Below are 20,609 nucleotides of genomic sequence, written 5' to 3' on the forward strand. Positions count from 1 at the left end.
GGGGCAGATCTTCGTGAAGGGCGAGGTCATCAAGACCGTGCCGGAGTCGAAGATCGTGGAGACCCTGATCGAGGAGGCCATGAAGCTGGCCGAGCAGATGGAGGCCGAGGGCGTCGCCTCCGGCGAGCCGGAGATCTCGGTCGCGGGCTGACCCCCCCGCAGCCCCCGCAGTCCCTGGGCTCCGCCGGACGGGGCCCGGAAGCACCGCAGACGTGGCCGCCCTCACTCCTCGTGCGGGTCCCCCGGGAACTGCCCCCGCAGCCCCCGTGTGGGGTCCCGCACCGGGGCGTCCTCCTGGAGCGAGCCGGGGGCGGACCGGTCCGGCGCGGCCGGGCTGTACGGCGACTGCGGGGGCGGCGGCGGACTCACGTCGCCGGGCGCGCCCGCACCCGCCGGCGGCAGCCGCAGGGCCAGCAGCGCCACGTCGTCGCCGCTGGGCGCGATACGCCGCAGCAGTTCGTCGCAGAACTCGTCCACCGTCCTGCCGGCCAGCCGCCGCACCAGCACCGAGGCGTGATGACGCAGCTTGGCCAGCCCCAGGTCGATCGGCCGGCCCCGGCTCTCCACCAGCCCGTCGGTGTACAGCAGCAGAGTCGACCCGGGCGGCAGATCCTCGTACGCGTCGGGCCAGCTCAGTCCCAGGTGCAGGGTCGCGCTCATGCCGATCAGCGGGCCGTGCCCGCCGGTCAGATAACGCGCATCGCCCTCCCGGGTGATCAACAACGGCGGCGGATGCCCGGCGTTGACCCAGTTGACCCGCCACGGCCCGCCCTCCGGGCCCTCGATCCGGGCGAAGACCAGGGTGGCCATCGGCGCGTCGCTGGTGTTGGTCACCGCCTCGTCCAGCCGGCACACGATCAGGCTCGGCGGATGCTGCTGGTCCCAGGCCAGGGCGCGCAGCATGTTGCGGACCTCCGCCATGTGCGCGGCGGCCTTCAGATCGTGCCCGACCACGTCCCCGATCACCAGGGCCATCACCCCGTCGGCGAGCAGGAACGCGTCGTACCAGTCGCCGCCGATCTCCATGGCGCTCTGCGCCGGCAGATAGCGCGCGGCCATCCGCAGATGGTCCACCTGCGGCAGCGGGGCGAGCAGTTGGCGCTGCATGGTCTCGGAGACGTTGCGCTGCTCCTGGTAGAGCCGGGAGTTGTCCAGCACCAGCGCCAGCCGACGGCCGATGTCGGCGAGCAGCCTGACCTCGGTGCCGGTGGGCGCGGGGGAGTCGCCGGTCCGGCCGACGGTGAGCATCCCGTAGTGGTTGCGGCGCGTGGTCAGCGGCACGACCACCGCCGAGTGGCCCCCGAGCCGTTCGAACAACTTCCCGTGGGTCACCGCGAGCGGGGCGTCCGGGTCCCGCAGTTCCTCGCTGGTCGGCAGCACCGGCTCGTCGGCGCTCAGCACCCGGGCCAGCGCGTCCCGGACGCCGGCCGGCAGCGGCGGCAGAGGTCCCTGGAGCCGCTTGGCCCGGCGCGGATGGGCGGGGCAGCGCACGGCGACGTGCTCCAGCGCCCCGGTGCGCTCCGAGTACAGGGCCACGGCGGCCCAGTCGCCCAACTCGGGCACCAGCAGCCGCAGCAGCCGGCGTATCCGGCCGTGCGACTCCAGGGCGGTCATCAGCACCGCGGACACGTCCGCCAGCAGGTTCAGCCGCGCGGTCAGCGCCTCCAGGGCGGCGGTGTGCGCGGCCATCCGCTCCTCGGCCGCGCGGTGCAGGCTGAAGTCGCTGAAGACGACCACCAGCCCGGCCGTGCGGCCCGTCAGCCGCAGCGGGGTGGCGGACCAGATGATCGGCACGGTGGAGCCGTCCGCGCGCAGGAAGTACTCCTCGCTGCCCTCCTCGGCACTCCCGCTGCCGCGCAGGGGAGTCCGCATGGCGCACTGCTCGCGCGGCACCGGGGAGCCGTCGGGGCGGCGGTGCAGCAGGTCGTGCGCGTCCTGGCCGAGCATCCCGTCCAGGGTGCGGCCCAGCAGCCGCTGCGCCCACGGGTTGACGTAGGTGATCCGCCCCTCGGCGTCCAGGGTGAAGACGCCGGTGCCCAGATCGCGCAGAACTTGGAGCGGGAAGTCCGGGTCCAGGGTCGGGTCCCCCGTGCCCGCCCCGCTCATGACCGGCCTCCCTCCTCGTCCCGGACGGTCCTCCGGTGTGCTGCCACCCCGATCACCGCCCTCCCGAGGGCGTGCTGTCTGTAGCTCCTTGTACCATTCTTACCGTTTCGAGGAGCCCGTCGCCGTTCGGGCGGTGTGTGTCACCGGACCGCCCGGCCGCCCCTTTCGCCGCCCCTTCGGGCATCGCTCCCAGGGGGGCGGCGCGGCCCGGATTCGGCGGGTACAGTGCGGAGATCAGCGAAACCCCCAGCGTGAGGCCCCGTACGTGTTGACCCAGACCACCTCACGGGTGCTCGAACCGAGCGACCTGGACGCCGCGCTCGCCGTCCTCGACCGCGAGCCGGTCGTGAACGCCTTCGTGACGTCCCGCGTCCAGATCGCCGGGCTCGACCCCTGGCGGCTCGGCGGCGAGATGTGGGGCTGGTACGAGGACGGCACGCTCACCTCGCTGTGCTACGCGGGCGCCAACCTCGTCCCCATATGCGCCACCCCGCGCGCCGTACGCGCCTTCGCGGACCGCGCCCGCCGGGCCGGCCGCCGCTGCTCCTCCATCGTCGGCCCCGCCGGACCCACCACCCAGCTGTGGCGGCTGCTCGAACCCAGCTGGGGCCCGGCCCGCGAAGTCCGCGCCCGCCAGCCCCTGATGGTCACCGACCGCATGCCCGCCGACATCGCGCCCGACCCCTACGTCCGCCGCGTCCGCAAGGACGAGATGGAGACGATCATGCCGGCGTGCGTGGCGATGTTCACCGAGGAGGTCGGCGTCTCCCCGCTCGCCGGTGACGGCGGCCTGCTCTACCAGGCCCGGGTCGCCGAACTCGTCGGCTCCGGCCGCTCCTTCGCCCGCCTCGACGAGCACGGCAAGGTCATGTTCAAGGCCGAGATCGGCGCGGCCACCGACCGGGTCTGCCAGATTCAGGGCGTCTGGGTCGCCCCCGAGTACCGCGGCCGGGGCCTCGCCGCCCCCGGCATGGCCGCGGTCCTGCGGTACGCGCTGGCCGACGTGGCCCCCGTCGTCAGCCTGTACGTCAACGACTTCAACACCCCGGCCCGCCGCACCTACCACCGGGTGGGCTTCCGCGAGACGGGCGCGTTCACGAGCGTGCTGTTCTAGGGCCTGTCGTTCTGATCCTGCCGGGCTCGCCAGCCGGACTCCGGCGTGCCGTCCGGCCCGCCCGAGCCCCCGAGCCCCCGCGTCACCGCCCGCACGGCGCTCCGCCCGCCGCCGGTCCGCGGCCGGACAGCGGAGCCCGGGACAGCCCGGCCGCCGTCCCGCTCTTGCGACGCCGCAGGCCGGGTAGTCTCCCCGCATGGCGCACATTCCCGGTCACGGCTCCGGCCACCGCCCCGACGCGATCGCGGACGACATCGTGATCGGCCCCCTCGACCTGTCGGCCCGCGTGGACGAGGCGCTCGCCGTACAGGCCGTCGCCTTCGGACTCGGCGCCGAGGAGGTCGCCGTACGCCGCCAGATCGTCCTGCGGCACATGGCCAGCCCCGGCGCCCGCGCCCTCGGCGCCACCACCTCCGACGGCCGGCTCGCCGGCTTCGTCTACGGCATGCCCAACGACCGCGCCCACTGGTGGTCCACCGTCGTCGAGCCGTACCTGCGCGCCCGCGGCCACGACGACTGGCTCGACGGCTCCTTCGTCATCACAGAACTGCACGTCCACCCCCGCCACCAGAACCGCGGCGTCGGCCGCGCCCTGATCACCGCCATCACCGACGCCGCCGACGAGACCCGCTCGATCCTCTCCGCGATCGACACCGACAGCCCGGCCCGCGGCCTCTACCACTCCCTCGGCTACGTCGACCTCGCCCGCCAGGTCGTCTTCCCCAGCGCCCCCAAGCCGTACGCCGTCATGGGCGCCCCGCTGCCGTTGCGCCGCCGGTGACCGATTACCACCGGCACACGTCGCCCGGCTAACCTCCTAGCCATCACACATACCCGGCAGGAGTACGAGAACCATGGCGAACGCACCGGTCCAGCGCATGTCCCAGTTGATGGCGAAGACGCTGCGCGACGACCCGGCAGACGCCGAGGTCCTCAGCCACAAGCTGCTGGTCCGCGCCGGTTACGTCCGCCGCACCGCCGCGGGCGTCTGGAGCTGGCTGCCGCTCGGCAGGAGGGTCCTCGCGAACGTCGAGCGGATCGTGCGCGAGGAGATGGACGCCATCGGCGCCCAGGAGGTGCTGCTCCCCGCGCTGCTGCCCAAGGAGCCGTACGAGGCGACCGGCCGCTGGGACGAGTACGGCGGCGAGCTGTTCCGCCTGAAGGACCGCAAGGGCGGCGACTACCTCCTCGGCCCCACCCACGAGGAGATCTTCACCCTGCTGGTGAAGGACCAGGCGTCCTCCTACAAGGACCTGCCGGTCATCCTCTACCAGATCCAGAGCAAGTACCGCGACGAGGCCCGTCCGCGCGCGGGCATCCTGCGCGGCCGCGAGTTCCTGATGAAGGACTCCTACTCCTTCGACACCGCCGACGAGGGCCTCGCCGAGTCCTACGCCCTGCACCGCCAGGCCTACCAGCGGATCTTCGAGCGCCTCGGCCTGGACTACCGCATCTGCGCGGCCACCGCCGGCGCGATGGGCGGCTCCAAGTCCGAGGAGTTCCTCGCCCCGGCCGAGGCCGGCGAGGACACCTTCGCCGACTGCCCGAACTGCGACTTCGCCGCCAACACCGAGGCGATCACCTACGAACTGAAGCCGGTCGACGGCTCCGGTGTGCCGGCGCTGGAGGAGATCCCCACCCCGGACACCCCCACCATCGAGACCCTGGCCGCCTCCCTCGGCGTCCCGGCCTCCGCCACCCTGAAGAACCTGCTGGTCAAGGTGGACGGCGAGATCGTCGCGGTGGGCGTGCCCGGCGACCGCGAGGTGGACCTGGGCAAGGTCGAGGCGCACTTCGCCCCGGCCGCCGTCGAACTGGTCACCGCCGAGGACTTCACCGGCCGCCCCGACCTGGTGCGCGGCTACGTCGGCCCGCAGGGCCTGGGCGAGAAGGTCCGGTACGTCGCCGACCCGCGGATCGCCCCCGGCACCGCCTGGATCACCGGCGCCAACAAGGAGCACACGCACGCGAAGAACGTGGTCGCCGGCCGGGACTTCGAGGTGGACGAGTACGTCGACGTCGTCGTGGTCCAGGAGGGCGACCCCTGCCCGAAGTGCGGAACCGGCCTCAAGCTGGACCGCGCCATCGAGATCGGCCACATCTTCCAGCTCGGCCGCAAGTACACCGACGCCCTCAAGCTCGACGTGCTCGGCCAGAACGGCAAGCCGGTCCGCGTCACCATGGGCTCCTACGGCATCGGCGTCTCCCGCGCGGTGGCCGCCCTCGCCGAGCAGCACGCCGACGAGCACGGCCTGGTCTGGCCCGCCGAGGTCGCCCCGGCCGATGTGCACGTGGTCGCCGCGGGCAAGGCGCTCCAGACCGAGGTGGCCCTCGACGTGTCGCAGAAGCTGGCCGCGGCCGGCGTGCGCGTCCTCGTCGACGACCGCGCCGGCGTCTCCCCGGGCGTGAAGTTCACCGACGCCGAACTCATCGGCGTCCCGCAGATCCTGGTCGCCGGCCGCCGCGCGGGCGAAGGCGTCCTGGAACTGAAGAACCGCCGCACGGGCGAGCGCGAGGAACTGACCATCGAGGAGGCCCTCACCCGCCTCACGGCGTAACCGCCCTCACCCCACGGCACACCTCCGACCCCGGCCCCGCCCCCGTCCCCCGGACGAGAGGCGGGGCCAGGGTCGTGCGGGCCGGGGTCGTGCGCGGTCGGTCGCGGGGGCCGTCGTCCCGGTGCCCTCGCCGCCGGCCGGGGGCCGGATGCCGGCCGGCGCCGGCGCGGTCCGGGGCCGGTGGCGTCAGAGCCAGGTGGCGAATTCCAGGAGGAGTTCCGCGTCCTTCGGGCGGCCCACCCGACGGGCCCGTACGCCGGACTCCACCGCGCGGAACAGGGTCCAGCCGCGCAGCCGGTCCCGGTCCACCTCCAGCGACTCCGCCAGCCGCTTGATACGGCGCCGGGTGATCGCCGCGCCGGACGGCGAGGCGATCAGGTCCTCCACCCGGTCCCGCACCAGCCGCGCCAGGTCGAACGCGCTCTCGCCGACCACCGGATCGGGCCCCACCGCCAGCCACGGCATCCGGTCGCCCGCCAGCACCTTGCTCTGCCGGAACGTGCCGTGCAGCAGCAGTTGTTCCGGCGGCGCGGCCAACAACTCCTCCCGGGCCGCGAGCGCCGCCGCCACCAGTGCCCCGGCCTCCGGCGGCGTACCCGCCCGCATCGCCCCGGCCTGCCGGCCCGTCCGCTCCGCCACCGTCTCGAACAGCCCGCCGGAGTCCTCCGGGGGCGCCACCCACAGCCGCCGCAGCGTGTCCGCCGCCTCCAGCAGCGCCCGCGCCTCCGGCAGCGACCGCACCGACACATCCGGATGCAGCCGCTCCAGCAGCAGGACGCCCTCGTCCGCCGCACCGTCCTCCAGGAGCCGTACGGCGCCGAGCCCGCCCCAGTGCGCCAGCGCGGCCAGCTCCGCGGCCGGCCGGGCCCGCGGCGGCGCCAGCTTCAGCACGGCCGGCGTGCCCTCCGCCGTCCGCACCAGCACCACCAGGCTGCTTCGCCCGCCGGGCACCTGCACCCGCTCGACCGTCAACCCGCGCTCCGCGACGGCCCGCCGGGCCAGCTCGGGCAGCCGCCGAAGCCAGTCGTCGCCCTCGGGCGACGTCTCGCCGAGCGCCCGCACCAGCCGCTTCGGGGGTTCGAAAGCCATGCGCGAGTCGTTCCTTCCTGAACGCGTCGCGACGCGTTCCCTGTCGGTGGTGCCGGCCGTGCCGGTGGTGCCGCTACGTCCGACTGAGCCGGTGGCGCCCCTCCGCCCGGTCGCGCCGGTCGCCGCGCCGGGGCGGCGCCTGCCGGGTCCGTACCGTTGCTGTGCGCCGGGTACCGGCCCGCGCGCGGGCCGCCGGTGCCGTCCGTGTCACGGCGTCGGGGTCGCCGAGCCCGTGGCGGCGTCGGCCCGTTCGGCGAGACCAGGGAAGGCTACGCTCTCCCCGCGCCAGCGCACCGCCCGGACCGCGGCCTCGCGCAGCGCCCCGGCCGCGTCCCGCCGCGCCGCGCCCGAACTCGCCCGCACCAGGTCGGAGTAGACCCCGGCCACCCGGTCCTCCAGCACCGCGGCGAACCGCACCGCCGCGGCCGCGTCCGGGACCGCGAACGGCAGCGCGTAGGCCGCCGCCGCCGCCACCGGCCGGCCGCCGAGATCCCGCACCCGGCGCGTCAGCGCGTCCCGCCGCGCCCGGTGGGCGTCGTACGCCGTCCGGACCTCCGCGCGCCGCTCCCGGCCGATCCGGCCGCCGACCACGCCGTAGCCGTACACCGCCGCGTGCTCGGCGGCTAGCGCCGCCTGCGCGGCCGTCAGCTCTCCCGCGCCTCCCGGATCCACCGCCTGGCTCACCTGTCACCCTCCGTCAGCAGATACGCGTGCGCCGCCCCGGCCGCCGCCACGGAGGCCAGCAGCCGGGCCAGCTCGCCCGGGACGTCGAGCAGCACGGCCGCCCGTGCCTCGGCGAGCGACCGTTCGGCGGCGGCGAGCGCGGCGAGCGCGTCCGCCGGCGTCGCGGGGACGGCGGCGGACGCGGCGCCCGAAGGAGAGCCGGTCGCCCCGGCGGACGGCTTTCCGGCCCCCGCGGACCCGGCCCCGCTCGGAGCCGTGGCCCCGCCGGACGCGTCGGCCCGGCCCGTCGCCGGGGGTTCGCCCGCGCCGCCGGTCGCCGTCGCCCCGTCCGTCGCCGTGGGTCCCGCAGGAGCCGCCGGGGATCCCGTGGCCGTCGGCGTCCCCGACGCACCTCCGCCGAAGGCGGCCGCGTGCCGCAGCACCTCCGCCCGCAGCGGACCCAGCCGCCGTGCCAGCGCGGGATGCGCGGCGATCACCGCGTCGTAGCGCCGCGCCAGCCCCGCGCTGTCGTGCGCCGCACGCGCCCGGGCCCGCTCGGCGGGCGTCGGGCCGCGGTCCGCGGCGCCGGGGTCGTCGGGTCCGGCGGAGCAGCCCGCGAGCAGGGCGGCCCCGGCCGCCGAGGCGAGCAGGCTCCTTCGGCGCGGACCCCAGGGCAGGGCGCGCGGGGATGGCGGCAACGGCACGGCAGTCGTCCTCGGGTGCGTGCGAACGGAAAAAGGGGGAGGGGCGGCCCCGCCCGTGATCACCGTACCCGCGCACCCCGCTCACGCGCCCCAGCGGCACCGTCCCAGGCCAGGTGGACGGCAACACCCCCTGGAACCGGATACCCTTTGACCGGACACGCGACCATCCCACAACAGCACACGCGGCCGAGGAGTCACCCGGATGAGCACCACCCAGAGCGAGAGGCTGCGGGAACTGCTGGAACCGCTCGTCGCCTCCCAGGGCCTGGATCTCGAAGAGATCGCCGTGGACTCCGTCGGCCGCAAGCGGGTGCTGCGCGTCGTGGTCGACTCCGACGCCGGGGCCGACCTCGACCAGATCGCCGATGTGAGCCGCGCGCTCTCGGCGAAGCTCGACGAGAGCGACGCGATGGGCGAGGGGGAGTACACCCTCGAGGTCGGCACCCCCGGCGCCGAGCGCCTTCTCACCGAACACCGGCACTACGTGCGCGCCACGGGCCGGCTGGCGAAGTTCCAGCTGGCCGAGGGCGGCGAACTGGTGGCCAGGATCCTCCAGGTCGACGACGAGGGACTCGACCTCGAGGTGCCCGGAGTGAAGGGCCGCAAGGCCACGACCCGCAGAGTCGCCTTCCCGGACGTCGTCCGGGCGCGCGTGCAGGTCGAGTTCAACCGCAAGGACGACAAGGACATGAAGAAAGAGGAGGAGGCGTAGCCGTGGACATCGACATGAGTGCCCTGCGGGGCTTGGTGCGGGAGAAGGAGATCTCCTTCGACCTGCTGGTCGAGGCGATCGAGTCGGCCCTCCTCATCGCCTACCACCGCACCGAGGGAAGCCGCCGCCACGCGCGCGTGGAGCTCAACCGGGAGACCGGGCATGTGACCGTGTGGGCGAAGGAGGACCCGGAGGACCTCGAGGAGGGCCAGGCGGCCCGCGAGTTCGACGACACCCCGTCCGGCTTCGGCCGTATCGCGGCCACCACCGCCAAGCAGGTCATCCTGCAGCGGCTGCGCGACGCCGAGGACGACGCGACGCTCGGCGAGTACGCCGGCCGTGAGGGCGACATCGTCACCGGTGTGGTGCAGCAGGGCCGCGACCCGAAGAACGTGCTCGTGGACATCGGCAAGCTGGAGGCCATCCTGCCGGTGCAGGAGCAGGTCCCGGGCGAGACGTACCCGCACGGCATGCGCCTGAGGTCGTACGTCGTCCGGGTGGCCAAGGGCGTGCGCGGTCCGTCCGTCACCCTTTCGCGCACCCACCCGAACCTCGTGAAGAAGCTCTTCGCGCTGGAGGTCCCGGAGATCGCCGACGGTTCCGTCGAGATCGCCGCGATCGCCCGCGAGGCCGGCCACCGCACCAAGATCGCCGTACGGTCCACCCGTTCGGGCCTGAACGCCAAGGGCGCCTGCATCGGTCCCATGGGCGGCCGGGTGCGCAACGTCATGGGCGAGCTGAACGGTGAGAAGATCGACATCGTCGACTGGTCGGACGACCCGGCCGAGATGGTGGCGAACGCCCTGTCCCCGGCCCGCGTCCACAAGGTCGAGGTCGTGGACCTGGCGGCCCGCTCCGCCCGCGTCACCGTGCCGGACTACCAGCTGTCGCTGGCCATCGGCAAGGAGGGCCAGAACGCCCGCCTCGCGGCCCGGCTGACCGGGTGGCGCATCGACATCCGCCCGGACACCGAGCAGGCCGGGGAATAGATCCTGGCCGAAAGGCGCTCAGATCACGACAGGTTTGGGCGCGCCACGTGTTCGAATCCTGCCCCAAAGGGGTGAGGTGCGTTCGGGGAGGTAGACTTAGCGGTGTCTGGCCGGACACGGGCCCGAGTGTGCCCTGAGCGCACCTGTGTGGGGTGCCGGGAACGAGCGGCCAAGACGGATCTGCTGCGGATCGTGGCGATCGAGGACGAGTGCGTCCCCGATCCTCGCGGTACGCTGCCCGGCCGGGGTGCGTACGTGCACCCCGCCCTGGTCTGTCTCGACCAGGCGGTGCGTCGCCGGGCGTTCACGCGGGCGCTGCGCGCCCCGGGAGCGCTCGACACAAAGGCGTTGCGCCGACACGTCGAGCGGGCAACAGTTGCCGAGCAGGCAACACGGTAGGAAGACGAGTCGCGCGGAAGACCCCGTGCGGCCTGGTACCTCGCGAGTCGAAAGCAGGTCGAGATTGCGATGAGCACTCGATGAGTACGCGATGAGTACGCCCATGAACTAGCGACGGTCCGGCCGCAACCCGGACCTCAAAGGAGCGAAGTGGCTAAGGTCCGGGTATACGAACTCGCCAAGGAGTTCGGAGTGGAGAGCAAGGTCGTCATGGCCAAGCTCCAGGAACTCGGTGAATTCGTCCGATCGGCATCCTCGACGATCGAGGCGCCCGTAGTACGCAAGTTGACAGACGCCTTCCAGCAGGGCAACGGCGGCGGCCGGTCCGCCAAGCCGGGTGCCCCGAAGAAGGCCGCCCCCAGGCCCGCCGCGCCCTCCCCGGCGCAGGCGGCGCGTCCGGCTGCCCCGAAGCCGCCGGCCGCCCCCAGGCCCGCCGCGGCCGAGCCGTCGGCGGCTCCGGCGGCGCCCTCGGCTCCCGCGCCGGCCGCTTCCGGTCCGCGTCCGGTGCCGGGTCCCAAGCCCGCCCCGCGTCCGGCCCCGGCCGCGCCCGCCACGCCGGAGTTCACCGCTCCGCCGTCGGCTCCGGCGCCCTCCCCGGCCGCCGCGCAGGGCCAGCGTCCGGCCGGCGCCCGTCCCGGCGCCCCGAAGCCCGGCGGCGCCCGTCCCGGCGCCGGTCAGGGCCAGGGCCGTCCCGGCCAGGGCGCTCCGCGCCCCGGCGGTCAGGCGCCCCGTCCGGGCGGTCGTCCGGCCGGTCCGCGTCCGGGCAACAACCCCTTCACCTCCGGTGGCTCCACCGGCATGGCGCGCCCGCAGGCACCCCGGCCGCAGGGCCAGCGTCCCGGTGGTCCCGGCGCTCCCGGCGCCGGTCCCCGCCCGCAGGCGCCCGGCGCCCAAGGCGGCGGTCCGCGTCCGCAGGCCGGTCCCGGCGGTCCGCGTCCGACTCCGGGCTCGATGCCCCGCCCGCAGGCGGGTCCGGGCGGTCCCCGTCCCGGCGGTCCGCGTCCGAACCCCGGCATGATGCCGCAGCGTCCCGCTGCCGGCCCGCGTCCCGGCCCCGGCGGCCGCGGTCCGGGCGGTGCGGGCCGTCCCGGCGGCGCCGGTCGTCCCGGTGGCGGCGGCTTCGCCGGCCGTCCCGGTGGCGGCGGTGGCGGCGGTCGTCCCGGTGGCGGCGGCGGCTTCGCCGGTCGTCCCGGCGGCGGTGCTCCCGGCGGCGGCTTCGGCGGCGGCGGTGGCCGTCCCGGCTTCGGCGGCCGTCCCGGCGGCCCCGGTGGCCGCGGTGGCACGCAGGGCGCCTTCGGCCGTCCCGGCGGCCCGGCGCGCCGTGGTCGCAAGTCGAAGCGGCAGCGCCGTCAGGAGTACGAGGCCATGCAGGCCCCGAGCGTCGGCGGCGTGATGCTGCCGCGCGGCAACGGCGAGGCGATCCGTCTCTCCCGCGGCGCGTCGCTCACGGACTTCGCGGAGAAGATCAACGCGAACCCGGCCTCCCTCGTCGCGGTCATGATGAACCTCGGCGAGATGGTCACGGCCACGCAGTCCGTCTCCGACGAGACGCTCCAGCTCCTCGCGGACGAGATGAACTACACGGTTCAGATCGTCAGCCCGGAGGAGGAGGACCGCGAGCTGCTCGAGTCCTTCGACCTGGAGTTCGGCGAGGACGAGGGCAGCGAGGAGGACCTGGTGGTCCGCCCGCCGGTCGTCACCGTCATGGGTCACGTCGACCACGGCAAGACCCGACTCCTCGACGCCATCCGCAAGACGAACGTCATCGCGGGCGAGGCCGGCGGCATCACCCAGCACATCGGTGCCTACCAGGTCACGACCGAGGTCAACGACGAGGACCGTCGGATCACCTTCATCGACACCCCGGGTCACGAGGCGTTCACCGCCATGCGTGCCCGCGGTGCGAAGTCGACCGACATCGCGATCCTGGTCGTCGCGGCCAACGACGGCGTCATGCCGCAGACGGTCGAGGCGCTGAACCACGCCAAGGCGGCCGACGTGCCGATCGTGGTCGCGGTCAACAAGATCGACGTCGAGGGCGCCGACCCGACCAAGGTGCGCGGTCAGCTGACCGAGTACGGCCTGGTGGCCGAGGAGTACGGCGGCGACACCATGTTCGTCGACATCTCCGCCAAGCAGGGTCTGCACATCGACTCGCTGCTGGAGGCCGTGATCCTCACGGCCGACGCCTCGCTCGACCTGCGGGCCAACCCGAACCAGGACGCGCAGGGCATCTCGATCGAGTCCCGCCTCGACCGCGGCCGCGGCGCCGTGGCGACGGTCCTCGTCCAGCGAGGCACCCTGCGGGTCGGCGACACGATGGTGGTGGGCGACGCCTACGGCCGCGTGCGCGCCATGCTCGACGACAACGGCAACAACGTCGCCGAGGCCGGTCCCTCGACGCCGGTCCAGGTCCTCGGCCTGACCAACGTCCCGGGTGCGGGCGACAACTTCATCGTGGTCGAAGAGGACCGTACGGCCCGCCAGATCGCGGAGAAGCGCGCCGCCCGCGAGCGCAACGCCGCGTTCGCCAAGCGCACGCGCCGCGTGTCGCTGGAGGACCTGGACAAGGTGCTGAAGGCCGGCGAGGTCCAGCAGCTGAACCTGATCATCAAGGGCGACGCGTCCGGATCGGTCGAGGCGCTGGAGTCCTCCCTGCTCCAGCTGGACGTCGGCGAAGAGGTCGACATCCGCGTCCTGCACCGCGGCGTCGGTGCGGTCACGGAGTCCGACATCGACCTGGCGATGGGCTCCGACGCCATCGTGATCGGCTTCAACGTGCGCGCGGCCGGCCGTGCGCAGCAGATGGCCGAGCGCGAGGGTGTGGACGTCCGGTACTACTCGGTCATCTACCAGGCGATCGAGGAGATCGAGGCGGCCCTCAAGGGCATGCTCAAGCCGGAGTACGAGGAGGTCGAGCTGGGCACGGCGGAGATCCGCGAGGTCTTCCGCTCCTCCAAGCTCGGCAACATCGCGGGTGTCCTCATCCGCTCCGGCGAGGTCCGGCGCAACACCAAGGCGCGCCTCCTCCGCGACGGCAAGGTCATCGCGGAGAACCTCACGATCGAGGGTCTGCGTCGCTTCAAGGACGACGTCACCGAGATCCGCGAAGGCTTCGAGGGCGGTATCAACCTCGGAAACTTCAACGACATCAAGGTCGACGACGTCATCGCGACGTACGAGATGCGCGAGAAGCCGCGGGCGTAACACCCCACGGCACCTCGGCACCGGCCGACGGGACTGGTTCCCGCCGGCCGGTGCGGCCGTGTAGGGGGCTCGCGCCCCCGGACGACGCACGCTCCATCCGAGCGGTGGAGCACCCGGAGCCCGGCCCGGCCCCTGCGGGAGCCGGCCCCGGCCGGACCGGGGACCGTCGCCCTGGGCGGCGCCCCGCCCCCGCCGGGCTCGGCGAGGGCGGAGCGCGGTCTCGGGCGCGGCTTCGCGGTCGGTTCTGACGGGGACGGCGGCCACGCCCGGGGTACGCCTCGGGCGTGGCTCCCGTGACCTGACTCGGGCCGGACCGGCGCCGGAGCGGGAGACGGCACCCTCCTCGCCGGAGCGGTGGGCGCGGTCCGGTCCGGACGGTGCCTCTGTTCCACCGGGTTCGGCGGGGCGGGGTGGAGGGGCTTCGCCCCTGCCGGGGTCCGGGGCGCAGCCCCGGGGCACGGACCTGTTCCCCACCGGGTCCGGCGGGTGGGCGGGCGAAGACGTACCCCGCGCGGCCCCCGCAGGGAAACCCCGTCGAGGCATCCGCGGGATCGCGGTACCGTTCTTGATGTCCCTGCCCGCACCGAGGGCAGGACCATCGACCCCGCACCGGCGGGCAACCCGGCACACACATGTATGTGGGGACTCTGTCCTTCGACCTGCTCCTCGGCGACGTCCACTCGCTGAAGGAGAAGCGCTCCGTCGTCCGCCCGATCGTCGCCGAGCTCCAGCGCAAGTACGCGGTGAGCGCGGCCGAGGTGGACCACACGAACCTCCACCGGCGGGCCGTCATCGGCCTCGCCGCGGTCTCCGGCGACGCGACGCACCTGACCGACGTGCTGGACCGGTGCGAACGGCTCGTCGCCGCCCGCCCCGAGGTGGAGCTGCTGTCCGTACGACGCCGTTTCCACGGCGAGGACGACGACTAGGCCCCCACGGGGCCGTACGGCGCCCACCGCGCCGTGCCCCACCGCACCACACGACAGAACGTAGAAGAAGAAAGAACGGGAGACGGACCAGTGGCCGACAACGCGCGGGCGAAAAGGCTGGCGGACCTCATCCGAGAGGTGGTGGCCCAGAAGCTGCAGCGCGGGATCAAGGACCCGCGGCTCGGCTCGCACGTCACCATCACGGACACCCGGGTCACGGGTGACCTGCGGGAGGCGACCGTCTTCTACACGGTCTACGGCGACGACGAGGAGCGCCAGGCCGCGGCGGCCGGACTCGAGAGCGCCAAGGGCATCCTCCGTTCCGAGGTCGGCCGCGCGGCCGGAGTGAAGTTCACCCCCACCCTCACCTTCGTCGCCGACGCCCTCCCGGACACCGCCCGCACCATCGAGGACCTCCTCGACAAGGCGCGCCAGTCCGACGCCAAGGTGCGCGAGGCGTCCGCGGGCGCCGCGTACGCCGGCGGGGCGGACCCGTACCGGAAGCCCGGTGCGGAAGACGGGGCCGACGAGACGGACGACACCACCGAATGACCAGCAAGCCCACCCCGCCCGACGGCCTCGTCATCGTCGACAAGCCGTCGGGCTTCACCTCGCACGACGTCGTGGCCAAGATGCGCGGCATCGCCAAGACCCGCCGCGTCGGCCACGCCGGCACCCTCGACCCCATGGCGACGGGCGTCCTCGTCCTCGGCGTGGAGCGGGCCACCAAGCTCCTCGGCCACCTCGCGCTGACCGAGAAGGAGTACGTCGGCACCGTCCGCCTCGGCCAGAACACCCTGACCGACGACGCCGAGGGGGAGATCACCTCCTCCACCGACGCCTCCAAGGTCACCCGCGAGGCCATCGACACGGCCGTGGCCAAGCTGACCGGCGACATCATGCAGGTGCCGTCCAAGGTCAGCGCGATCAAGATCAACGGCGTGCGCTCCTACAAGCGGGCCCGTGAGGGCGAGGAGTTCGAGATCCCGGCCCGCCCGGTGACCGTCTCCTCCTTCCGGGTGTACGACCTGAGGGACGCCGTCGCCGACGACGGCACCCCCGTGCTCGACCTCGTCGTCTCGGTGGTCTGCTCCTCCGGCACCTACATCCGCGCCCTCGCCCGGGACCTGGGCGCCGACCTCGGCGTCGGTGGCCACCTCACGGCGCTGCGCCGCACCCGCGTCGGCCCGTACAAGCTGGACGCGGCCAGGACGCTGGACCAGCTCCAGCAGGAGCTGACCGTCATGCCGGTCGCCGAGGCCGCCGCCGCGGCGTTCCCGCGCTGGGACGTCGACGCGCGCCGCGCCAAGCTGCTCACCAACGGCGTCCGCCTGGAGATGCCCGACGAGTACGCGGGCCGCGGCCCCGTCGCCGTCTTCGCCTCCGAGGGCCGCCTCCTGGCCCTCGTCGAGGAGCAGCGCGGCAAGGCCAAGAGCCTGGCCGTCTTCGTCTGACGCGGGTCCGGGGCGCCCCGGACCGGGGGCGTGCGCCCAGGACGCGCGTCCCGGCGCGCCCGCCTGCCCGTGGAGCGGCGGCTGAGGGACCTTTCTCAGCCGCCGCTCCACGTTCCCCCCGGTTCCCCCACCCCCAGGTTGTCCAGCGCCGCCCCGCTCTTCACCCGACCGTGCAGGCGCTCGGAGTGAACCGGGGGAGTGCGAGGGGGCGCGTTCGTCGCGCGATCTTTCCCGCTGATCATTCCGTGCCTACCGTCGAAGCAGGACAAAAAAGAGGTACGGGACACGGCGGGAGGTACGACCATGGCGGCACCGGACGCGCGGCCCCAGGCCGGGCTCTCACCCTGGACCGGCGGGGACGGCGAGCCGACCGCCGCCGAGGCCCTGGACCGCGCCCTGGACGGCTCCCTGGTGTGCATCCGCGACCTCGCCGGCCGTCCCCGCGGCACCGGCTTCGCCGCCGACCACCACGGCACGGTCCTCACCAGTCACGAGGCCGTCGACGGCCTCGCCCGCCTGGTGCTGCACGCCCCGGGCGCGGGCGGCCGCTCCTGTGTGGTGGGCGCCGACGCGGTCACCGCGCTGCCCGGACTGGACCTCGCCCTCGTCAGGACCGAGGGCCTCGGCGTGGAGCCGCTCCCCGTCGCCGCGCGGGCCGCGGTCGGCACGGGCGCGTACGTCCGGATCGCGGCCGGCGGCTGGCGCGAGGCCCGGGTGCTCGGCGCGGCCTCCGTCACGTACACCGCCACGCAGGGCCGCCACCTCCTGGACGGAGCGCTGGAACTGGCGATCGGCACGGCGGGCCGGGACGCGCTGCGCCGCGGCGGCGGAACGGCCGGGGGACCGGTGCTGGACGCCGCGACCGGCACCGTGGTCGCCGTCCTCGGCACGGCGCTGCGCTCCGGCGACCGCGACGCCCGGTTCGCCGTACCGCTGTGCGCACCGGCGCTCGGCCCCGCGAGGGCGGCCGGCACCGTCCTGACCGAGGGGCCGCTCGCCGACCTGCTCGCCCGCAACGCGGCCACCGTCCCCGCCTACGGCCCCGACCTCAACCTCGCGGCCGTCCTGGAACTCACGGCCACCTCGGTGGCCCAGGACGGCCCCCAGGGCGTCCTGCCGCGGCACGGCCCCACGGCGCCCACGGCCCACACCCTGGCCTCCGGGCCGTACCCGCACCCGGCCGCCCGGCCACTGCTCCCGGCTTCCCGAGTGACCGCCGCCCGGACGGCCCGGTCCCTCGCCTCCGGTCCGGGCGCCGCGGCCCCCGGCCCCCGCGGACCACACGCCCCGGCGCCGCGCGATCCGCGACCCCTGCGGCCCACCGGCACCGGACCGGACCCGGAAGCGCCCGCCTTCCCCCACACCGGCCACTTCGCGGTGCGCGTCGAACGTCCCGGTGCGGCAGGGGCGTTGGACGCCTTCGGCGGCGGTGCGGGTCCGGCGGGGGTACTCGGGCTGGTCGGGGCGCCCGGCAGCGGCCGTACGACCGAACTCGCCGCGCTCACCGGCCGCCGCGCCCGGGGCGACGCCCCCCTGCCCACCCTGTGGCTGCGCGGAGCCGACCTGGACGGCTCCGACAGCGGCGTGGCGGACGCGGCGGGCCGGGCCCTGGACCGTGCGGCCCGGATCGTCGCCGCCGCCCGCGCCCCGTTCCCCACCGAGCTGACCGACCTCACCCCGGAACGCGTCGCCCGCCTCGCGCACGCCCACGGCCGCCCGCTGCTGCTCCTGCTCGACGGCCCCGAGGAGATGCCCGCCGCCCTGGACCACCGGCTCGCCGAGTGGACCGACGGCACCGCGCGATGGCTGCGGGGGACCGGCGCGCGCCTGGTGGTGGCGTGCCGGGAGGAGTACTGGGAGAGCGCCGGGGTCCGGTTCCCGGCCGACCTGCTGCACGCCCCGGCCCCGCCGGACGGCGTCCGGACCGCCCCCGCGCCGCTGCCCCCCTGCCTGCGCCTGGGCGACCTCACCCCGGACGAGGCCCGCGCGGCGCGCCTGCGCCACGGCGTCCCGGACGACGCCCTGGTCGCCGCCGACGCCGCGCACCCGCTCACCCTCCGGCTCCTCGCCGAGGTGCGCGCGGCCCTGCCCGGCCTCACCGGCCACCCCCCGCTGGAGCGTGCCGACGTCCTCGCGGCCCACCTCGACCTGATGTGCCTGCGCGTCGCGGTCCGCCTCGCCGCGGAGAACGACCTGCGCGGCACGGCCGTACGGCGGCTCGCCGCCCGGGTCGCCGGGCAGGTGCACGAGGCCGCCCGCCGCAGCCTCGGCCCCGGCGGCGAGCTGGACCGGGCGACGTTCGACGCGGTGTTCCCGTGGGGGCCCGCGCCCGCCCGGCTCGGCGGCGGCACCGGCTGGGCGTCCGCCGTCCTCACCGAGGGCCTGCTCGTCCCGGCCGGCGACGGCTACCGCTTCGCCCACGAGGAGCTGGCCGACTGGATCCAGGGCGCCCACCTCGACCTGGACGAGGCCCTGCGCGTCCTGGTCCACCGGCGGCACATCCCCGGCGAGACCCGCCCGCTGCCGCCCGTGCCGCACCACCGCATCGGCCCCGTCGTCCAGGCCCTGCTGCTCCTGGCCCGCCAGCACGGCCCTCGCCGGCTCTCCGTCCGGCTGGAGGAACTCGTGTGCGCGCTGGACGCCGACCCCGGCGCCTGGTGGCCGGCCCGGCTGCTCACCGGCGTACTGCTGCGGCTGCCGGACGCGCGGCCCTACGGCGGAGTGCTGCGGCTGCTGGCCGAGCGGATCGTGGCCTGGCAGCAGTGCGACCTGCCCGTGCCGGACGGTTTCGGCCCGGGCTTCTGGACCGCCCTGCACCTGCCGCCCGCCGACCACTGCGACCTCCTCCGCCGCCTCCTCCTCGCCGATCCGGCCCCACCGGGGCAGGCCGACTCGGATGCGGTGCGCGCGGGTACCGCCTGCTCGGCTGCCGGGCGCTCCGACGCGGTGGGCTCCGGTTCCGGGCAGGCGGATGCCGTGCGCTCCGGTGCCGCGTACTCGGGTGCCGCGCAGCCGGACTCCGGGGGCCCGGACTCCGTACCCACCGACCCCGTGCCCGCCGACCCCGCTCCCACCGGCACAGCGTGCGCGGGCTCCGCGCACGCGGGCGGCTCGCCGTCGGCGCGCGAGGGCGTCGCCGGGCGGACGGCACCGCCGCACCGCACCGGATCGGAGTACGGCCCGCCGGAAGCCCCCGGTTCGCCCGGCCCGCAGGGGACGCCGGAGCCGTACCGCCCGCACGGGACGACCGACGCCCACGACCCGCACGGCCTCCGGAGGGCGGTGCGCGCCCCGCAGGACGCGGCCCCGGCCCGGTCGCCCGGAACCGCGGCCCCGGCCGCCCCCACGCACCGTACGGCCCGCCCGCCCCGCTACCTCGACGCCGCCGCCCGGCTGCTGGCCGCCGACCCGGCGGCCGTGCAACCGCACCTGGTGCGCTGGTTCGCCGACGAGCGCCCGTTGCCCGCCGCACCGCACGCCACCGTGGCCACGGCCGCGCAGGCGCTGCTGCACACCCACCGCCACCGCGCTCCGGACGACCTCACCGAGACCCTGGTCGAGTCCGGGCACGAGCGGGCCGACGAACTGCTCGCCGCGCTCGCCGAGGAGGAACCGGCCGTGCTGTGCCGGGCCGTCGCCCGGTGGGCGCGCGACGACCGCCCCGACCGGCGCGCCGCGGCGCTGGCACACGCCCTGCGCACCGTCCCGCACGCCCGCGCCGACACCGACCTCGAGGCGCTGCGCGACGCCGCCCTGAGCCTGCTCGCCCGGCCCGCCGACGCCGCACTGCACGGCGGCGCGCTCGCCCTCCTCGTCGCCGACCCGCGTACCCGCGCACGCCATCTGCCGCAGGCGCTGCGGCACTTCGCGGCCGGCGACCCGAACCTGCCGCCGGACGCGCTGGCCCCCGCCCTGGCCACCCACCCCGAGGCGGTCCTCGCCGCGTTCGGCGAGCGACTGCGCTACGGGCCGGGCGCCACGGAGGTGCTGTGGGCCCTGGCCGACGCGGCCCCGTCCGCGCTCGCCCCGCGCGTGGCCGCCCTGATCTGCGCGGCGGTGTCGCGCCGACCGGAGAGCGCCGGGCAGGTGGCGGCGTACGTCGACCGGCGGCTCCAAAGCGGGCCGCCCGTGCGGCCGGCGCTGTTCTCACTGGTCACCGGTCTGCTGGAAGCCGGCCCCACACCGCTCAGGGCCGCCCTCGGCGGTGCCCTCGCCACGCCCGGCGCCCCGGACCGCCAGGCGCCCCGCCGGGAACTCCTCGACGCTCTGCTGGCCCACGAGACGGACCCGGCCGTCCTCGACGCGGTGCTGCACGCCGCCGCCCGCAGCGCCGAGGAGGACCTGGGCGTCCTCGTCCGGCGCATCGGCCTGCTGCTCGTCCGCACCCCGGAGGGAGCCGCCGCCTTCGACCGGGGTCTGGCCGAACTGGGCCGGCACGTGCCCGGGTTCGCCGCGCGCGTCGCCGCCTGGCTGGCCGACGCCCCGCAGGACTGGGCCGCCGTGGTGGGCCCCAGCGCCCGCCGTACGCTCCTGGACCTCGCGGGAGTCCCCGCCCTCGCCTGACCGGCGCCGCGCCGGCGGCCCGCCCGGGCCGGGCACGCCCCGGGTCGGGCCCACCCCGTGACGTGCGCCCCGTCACAGCCCCCATGCCGATGCGGGCGGGGGACACCGGGCATGGCACCCTT

At 75.3% G+C, this 20,609-nt stretch carries 15 protein-coding genes and 1 pseudogene; 12 read left to right on the plus strand and 4 right to left on the minus strand.

Translation table 11 applies throughout. The annotated features are described in order from the left end of the window. Positions 1-151 (plus strand): annotated as a pseudogene (locus AB0N63_RS33490) (4-hydroxy-3-methylbut-2-en-1-yl diphosphate synthase); the annotation flags it as partial. 71 nt (positions 152-222) lie between these two features. Here the strand turns inward: AB0N63_RS33490 and AB0N63_RS33495 are convergent. Next, positions 223-2,106, minus strand: coding sequence for a SpoIIE family protein phosphatase (locus tag AB0N63_RS33495; protein WP_365535216.1), 1,884 nt, complete (start codon positions 2,104-2,106; stop codon positions 223-225). 265 nt (positions 2,107-2,371) lie between these two features. On the opposite strand from AB0N63_RS33495, the gene AB0N63_RS33500 reads away from it, so the two are divergent. From AB0N63_RS33500 to AB0N63_RS33510, 3 genes are all read left to right on the plus strand, one after another. Further along, positions 2,372-3,220 (plus strand): GNAT family N-acetyltransferase, encoded by an 849-nt coding sequence (locus tag AB0N63_RS33500; protein ID WP_365535219.1) that lies wholly within the window; start codon positions 2,372-2,374, stop codon positions 3,218-3,220. A 196-nt stretch (positions 3,221-3,416) separates the two neighbouring features. Then, complete coding sequence (locus tag AB0N63_RS33505) at positions 3,417-4,001, plus strand: GNAT family N-acetyltransferase (RefSeq protein ID WP_365535222.1); 585 nt, start codon at positions 3,417-3,419, stop codon at positions 3,999-4,001. Positions 4,002-4,074: 73 nt separating this feature from the next. Then, positions 4,075-5,778, plus strand: a complete 1,704-nt coding sequence (locus AB0N63_RS33510) for a proline--tRNA ligase (RefSeq protein WP_365535224.1) — start codon at positions 4,075-4,077, stop codon at positions 5,776-5,778. Positions 5,779-5,964: 186 nt separating this feature from the next. On the opposite strand, the gene AB0N63_RS33515 is transcribed toward AB0N63_RS33510, so the two are convergent. The 3 genes from AB0N63_RS33515 to AB0N63_RS33525 all read right to left on the minus strand — a co-directional run bounded on the left by AB0N63_RS33515 (position 5,965) and on the right by AB0N63_RS33525 (position 8,234). After that, positions 5,965-6,867 carry an aminoglycoside phosphotransferase family protein gene (locus tag AB0N63_RS33515; RefSeq protein ID WP_365535226.1) on the minus strand — a complete coding sequence of 301 codons (903 nt, stop codon included), beginning with the start codon at positions 6,865-6,867 and terminating at the stop codon, positions 5,965-5,967. A 207-nt stretch (positions 6,868-7,074) separates the two neighbouring features. Then, a complete protein-coding gene (locus AB0N63_RS33520; RefSeq protein ID WP_365535229.1) occupies positions 7,075-7,551 on the minus strand; it encodes a ferritin-like domain-containing protein in 477 nt (158 codons plus the stop codon). Beyond that, a complete protein-coding gene (locus AB0N63_RS33525) occupies positions 7,548-8,234 on the minus strand; it encodes a hypothetical protein (RefSeq protein ID WP_365535232.1) in 687 nt (228 codons plus the stop codon). Before AB0N63_RS33525 ends, AB0N63_RS33520 begins: the two co-directional genes overlap by 4 nt. Positions 8,235-8,436: 202 nt before the next feature. On the opposite strand from AB0N63_RS33525, the gene rimP reads away from it, so the two are divergent. The 8 genes from rimP to AB0N63_RS33565 all read left to right on the plus strand — a co-directional run bounded on the left by rimP (position 8,437) and on the right by AB0N63_RS33565 (position 20,487). Further along, on the plus strand, positions 8,437-8,946 hold the full coding sequence (rimP, locus tag AB0N63_RS33530; RefSeq protein WP_365535234.1) for a ribosome maturation factor RimP: 510 nt from the start codon (positions 8,437-8,439) through the stop codon (positions 8,944-8,946). Positions 8,947-8,948: 2 nt separating this feature from the next. Next, on the plus strand, positions 8,949-9,935 hold the full coding sequence (gene nusA / locus AB0N63_RS33535) for a transcription termination factor NusA (RefSeq protein ID WP_365535237.1): 987 nt from the start codon (positions 8,949-8,951) through the stop codon (positions 9,933-9,935). Between the two features lie 102 nt (positions 9,936-10,037). Next, positions 10,038-10,334, plus strand: coding sequence for a YlxR family protein (locus tag AB0N63_RS33540; RefSeq protein WP_365535240.1), 297 nt, complete (start codon positions 10,038-10,040; stop codon positions 10,332-10,334). 150 nt (positions 10,335-10,484) lie between these two features. Beyond that, on the plus strand, positions 10,485-13,541 hold the full coding sequence (infB, locus tag AB0N63_RS33545) for a translation initiation factor IF-2 (protein WP_365535242.1): 3,057 nt from the start codon (positions 10,485-10,487) through the stop codon (positions 13,539-13,541). A gap of 632 nt (positions 13,542-14,173) precedes the next feature. Next, on the plus strand, positions 14,174-14,470 hold the full coding sequence (locus tag AB0N63_RS33550; protein ID WP_009190960.1) for a DUF503 domain-containing protein: 297 nt from the start codon (positions 14,174-14,176) through the stop codon (positions 14,468-14,470). A gap of 90 nt (positions 14,471-14,560) precedes the next feature. Next, positions 14,561-15,022, plus strand: a complete 462-nt coding sequence (rbfA, locus tag AB0N63_RS33555) for a 30S ribosome-binding factor RbfA (RefSeq protein WP_169439243.1) — start codon at positions 14,561-14,563, stop codon at positions 15,020-15,022. Beyond that, positions 15,019-15,924 carry a tRNA pseudouridine(55) synthase TruB gene (gene truB, locus AB0N63_RS33560; RefSeq protein WP_365535245.1) on the plus strand — a complete coding sequence of 302 codons (906 nt, stop codon included), beginning with the start codon at positions 15,019-15,021 and terminating at the stop codon, positions 15,922-15,924. Before rbfA ends, truB begins: the two co-directional genes overlap by 4 nt. 303 nt (positions 15,925-16,227) lie before the next feature. Next, positions 16,228-20,487 (plus strand): trypsin-like peptidase domain-containing protein, encoded by a 4,260-nt coding sequence (locus AB0N63_RS33565; protein WP_365535248.1) that lies wholly within the window; start codon positions 16,228-16,230, stop codon positions 20,485-20,487. The last annotated feature ends 122 nt before the right edge of the window (positions 20,488-20,609 follow it).

It is taken from the genome of Streptomyces sp. NPDC093260 (genome assembly GCF_040683715.1).
In the GTDB taxonomy this organism is placed as follows: Bacteria; Actinomycetota; Actinomycetes; order Streptomycetales; family Streptomycetaceae; genus Streptomyces; species Streptomyces sennicomposti.